Below are 3820 nucleotides of genomic sequence, written 5' to 3' on the forward strand. Positions count from 1 at the left end.
ATTGAATTCTAAAACCTTATTAAATCTAATTTTGTTATTTTTGGAAATGAAGTATTTTTATAGTATTGAAATTATTGGCGTAGGCATATAAAAAATACATAAGTGATTGGTATAAGTATATAATTTAAGCTCCGTAAGACTATTAAATTATTTTAATAATAAAGCAATCTAAATTGATTATTAGCATATTTAATATGTTTATATATTATATTAGTATTGAAAACTATAATTTTCAAATTAGTATTTTAAAACCATATCACCACTCTGCGATTTTAATAAAACTGAAGATTTTAGATTGTTTATAACAAATTCTTATTAAGTCTTTTTTGGCAACTATTAGTTCAAATGCTATTTTAAGCTTACTTGTTGTGTTTAATAGCATTTTGAATATTATAAGGGGTATATGTATATGTTACACACAAAAAGTGATTATTTTTTAAAATTCTTGATTTCAAAAGCTGCTTAAAGCTTTATGTAATAAAGTTTTAAATAGTTTTTGATTTAGGTCAAATAACGCACAAAAATACGCACGTGTAACAAATATAATTTTCACAAAACTCACAAAACTGAATTAATGTTGCAAGTCCTTGAAATCATATTTTAACGATTTTTGATGTGACTTAAGGATTTAAAAATAATATTAAAATAAACTTAAAAAATATTGACTTTTCAAAATAGCTTTAAACACCATTTCTACATAGTTTCAAGCCATTTTCAAGATAAAATTAAAAACTTAATTTAAACTTAAATTAGCGTTTAAGAAAACTTAGCTTAAAGTGATAAAAAATATCAAATTTAAATTAAAGCTTAAAATTTTCTTTTTTTAAAGGAATGGTTTTTAAACCCACTCCTTTTTAAAGTTTGTGCTGTCTCCTTAAAATTAAGGAAACGGATTATATATTTTGAATTTGATTCATATAAAAGAATATTTTTAAATTTTAAATTTAAGCTATTTTATAAAGGTTTTAGTTTATAAAACAAGAAAATTATTATTCTTGTTTTTTGCTCTGGTATTTTGCTAATTCACTTTTTTGCATTTTTAATATATGTTCATCTGTTACTAGAACATAAAAAATACCTTCAAATACACATACTTCTCTTATATATGCTTTTACTAAAACTTCTCTTTTTTTACTATTATCAAATTTAGCAGTTGCTTCAAAAGATATAATATCCCCTATTTTAGCCGGTGCAAAAAAACTAGTTCTTGAGCCTATAACACAGGTATTTTTTTTGTTAATTGCTACTTGTGCAACATAAGCTCCTGCAGAATATATAAAACCATTATGCGCTAAACCTTCAGAATCTGAAATTAATTCAGATGTTATTTTTAATTGCAGATTTGCTTTATTTTCATCTGTTTCGGTAATGTTGCCACAAATTTCTGTATTTATTGTAGGGCAAGCTTCAACATTGATTTTAATCTCTGTAGAATTTTCTTCCATATCATTTTTTTCTTCAGCCATTTTATACCTTTAATTTTATATATATTCTTTTTGGTGCAGGATAACCTTCTTTTGTAAAATCATCATCTTTTAAAAAATCTTCCAAGCTATATCCATCAATCCAATCTGTTTTCCTTTGCTCTTCTATTGTTGTTTTAGAAGTTGCTAGTATTTCAAATTCTTTAAAATTAGCTTTTTTACACCAATTTTGCAATGCTTTAATACTTGGTATAAAATATACATTAGACATTTTTGCATAACTTGTATCTGGAACTAAAGCAAAAGGTTGTTCGCTATCAAAATAAATAGTATCTAAAAATACAATCCCATTAGTGTTTAGACTTTGTTTTAATTGTTTTAGCATTTGCACTGGGTCGCTTCTGTGATAAATCACCCCTAAGCAAAAAATTACATCAAATTTATGATTGTAGCTTGGTAAATCAGCTACCCCTAATCTCTCAAATACAATATTTGTTTTAAATAAGGAATTTAAAAAAGTAAATTGCTCATAGCACCTTTGAGAAGGGTCAAATCCGACAATCTTAGTCGGTCTAAATTCTTGCATTCTAAACATATAATAACCATTATTGCACCCAACATCAGCCACTATTTTATTCTCAATACAACTAATATGCTTTTTTAAAATATTATATTTTATATTGCTTTTCCACTCACTATCTATAAAAATATTATTTATTTTAAAAGGCCCTTTTCTCCAAGGTTTAAGGCTTTTTGCTTTAATTAATAAATCTTCTTCATTTAATGTATTATCATAAATTTCAACAATATCATCAAAAATAACTTTCATTATCCCTCATGCCCTAAAATTTTTGCTGTTAAATCTATAAAAACATCATTTAGCATTTCATTTAGCAAAGCATCATTATTAAATATAAATTCTTCAACTTGTGTATAGTCTATATTTTGCTTTTCTAATAATAATTTTAATGCCAAAAATTCTTTACTATGCGTTACTATAGTATTTTGAACTGCACCTCTTGGTGCGTTTTGTAATACATCTATTAGTTTTTCTTCTGGTGTGGTCTCAAATAATTTATCAAAATCATCCATTTTAATTCTCCAATAACTTATTTAAATAAAAACATATTTTAACTAAATAAATTATCATACAATTGATTTTTATGTTTTGTTTTTTTGTATTGATTTTGCTTTTTTATTTTCTCTAGAGTATTAAATTTGCTAATTAATTCAAATCTGTCTAATTGAGAAAAACAGCATAAATTCACAAAATTTTCTAATTCTTTTGAATATGTAGAATCAAGATAAACAGGCTCACATTTATTTAGTAATTTTAAATTCTGCTCTATACTAGATGCGAAAATACCATCTGAAAAATCTTCTTTTTTTAAGGCTAAAGCAAAGCGATTAGCAGCCTTTTCTAAAGCTCTTAAGTATTTTACACGCTTTGCTTTATCGTTCATAATTATTTATTAGCTCTTTCTATATACTCGCCTCTTTGAGTATCTACTCTAATAACTTCCCCTTCTAATACATGGAAAGGTATTTGAACAACTGCACCACTTTCTAAAGTAGCTGGCTTTTTATTAGAGCCTTGTGTGTCACCCTTGAAATTCGGTTGAGTTTCAACTATTTTTAGTTCAACAACTTGCGGAACTTCAACGCCTATTGCTTTTCCGTTATGGAATAATACGCTTACATTCATACCATCAATCATCCATTTTCTACTTTCACCAACATCTTCTTCTGTTATAGCTACTTGCTCATAAGTCTCATTATCCATAAATTGGCAAAATTCTCCATCATCATATAAATATTGCATTTCTTTTTCTACTAAGTTAGGAGATTCACATTTATCACCTGCGTGGAAAGTTTTTTCTAAAACCTTACCATTTATGAAAGATTTTATTTTTATTCTTACAAAAGCAGGACCTTTACCTGGCTTTACATGTTGATATTCCACTATTTTATAAGGAACACCTTCTATTTCTATTTTTAAACCCTTTTTTAAATCACCCATTGAATAAGATGCCATTTTGTTAATCCTTTAAAATTAAATTAAATCCAAATTTCTTCAAAATCAGAATTGATATTATAGTTTTTTAAACTATCTATAAGGTAATGTAATAAAGAAATATTGTTAGTATCTATGACTATCTGAGAATATTTTTTATTATTAATTAAAAAATATTTCAAATTTAAATTAGATATAGTTTGTTTTACACAAAATAAAGAATAATTATCGTTTTTATCTATATTTAATTTAAAAAATTTCTTTTTACTTAAATTACCTGTATCTTGTAATTCAAAATGAACATAAAGTTCATTTGATATTGGGTAAGAATCTCCCAATTCATCTTTAGCTAATTTAGCATACCACTCATTATTTGATATTT

Annotated in this window: 6 protein-coding genes; all 6 read right to left on the reverse strand. The window is 25.3% G+C overall.

The genetic code is table 11. From position 1 onward, the window contains the following. Positions 1-989 precede the first annotated feature (989 nt). Complete coding sequence (locus tag KJQ97_RS08880; protein WP_214120617.1) at positions 990-1466, reverse strand: PaaI family thioesterase; 477 nt, start codon at positions 1464-1466, stop codon at positions 990-992. Position 1467: 1 nt separating this feature from the next. Further along, complete coding sequence (gene cmoB, locus KJQ97_RS08885; protein ID WP_214120618.1) at positions 1468-2253, reverse strand: tRNA 5-methoxyuridine(34)/uridine 5-oxyacetic acid(34) synthase CmoB; 786 nt, start codon at positions 2251-2253, stop codon at positions 1468-1470. Then, positions 2253-2516 carry a DUF2018 family protein gene (locus KJQ97_RS08890; protein WP_214117514.1) on the reverse strand — a complete coding sequence of 88 codons (264 nt, stop codon included), beginning with the start codon at positions 2514-2516 and terminating at the stop codon, positions 2253-2255. The genes cmoB and KJQ97_RS08890 overlap by 1 nt, the downstream gene beginning before the upstream one ends. Positions 2517-2554: 38 nt before the next feature. Next, positions 2555-2887, reverse strand: a complete 333-nt coding sequence (locus KJQ97_RS08895; RefSeq protein WP_214117515.1) for a hypothetical protein — start codon at positions 2885-2887, stop codon at positions 2555-2557. A gap of 2 nt (positions 2888-2889) precedes the next feature. Next, positions 2890-3459, reverse strand: coding sequence for an elongation factor P (gene efp / locus KJQ97_RS08900; protein ID WP_214117516.1), 570 nt, complete (start codon positions 3457-3459; stop codon positions 2890-2892). Positions 3460-3482: 23 nt separating this feature from the next. Continuing rightward, a partial coding sequence (locus tag KJQ97_RS08905) for a hypothetical protein (protein ID WP_214120619.1) occupies positions 3483-3820 on the reverse strand: 338 nt, incomplete at its 5' end.

The organism is Campylobacter sp. 2018MI01 (assembly GCF_018501205.1).
GTDB lineage: Bacteria > Campylobacterota > Campylobacteria > Campylobacterales > Campylobacteraceae > Campylobacter_E.

Excerpts from the sequence above, each read along its gene's own strand:
- KJQ97_RS08880 (WP_214120617.1), bottom strand. The coding sequence starts at position 1,466 with ATGGCTGAAGAAAAAAATGATATGGAAGAAAATTCTACAGAGATTAAA.
- efp (WP_214117516.1), bottom strand. The coding sequence starts at position 3,459 with ATGGCATCTTATTCAATGGGTGATTTAAAAAAGGGTTTAAAAATAGAA.
- cmoB (WP_214120618.1), bottom strand. The coding sequence starts at position 2,253 with ATGAAAGTTATTTTTGATGATATTGTTGAAATTTATGATAATACATTA.
- KJQ97_RS08890 (WP_214117514.1), bottom strand. The coding sequence starts at position 2,516 with ATGGATGATTTTGATAAATTATTTGAGACCACACCAGAAGAAAAACTA.
- KJQ97_RS08895 (WP_214117515.1), bottom strand. The coding sequence starts at position 2,887 with ATGAACGATAAAGCAAAGCGTGTAAAATACTTAAGAGCTTTAGAAAAG.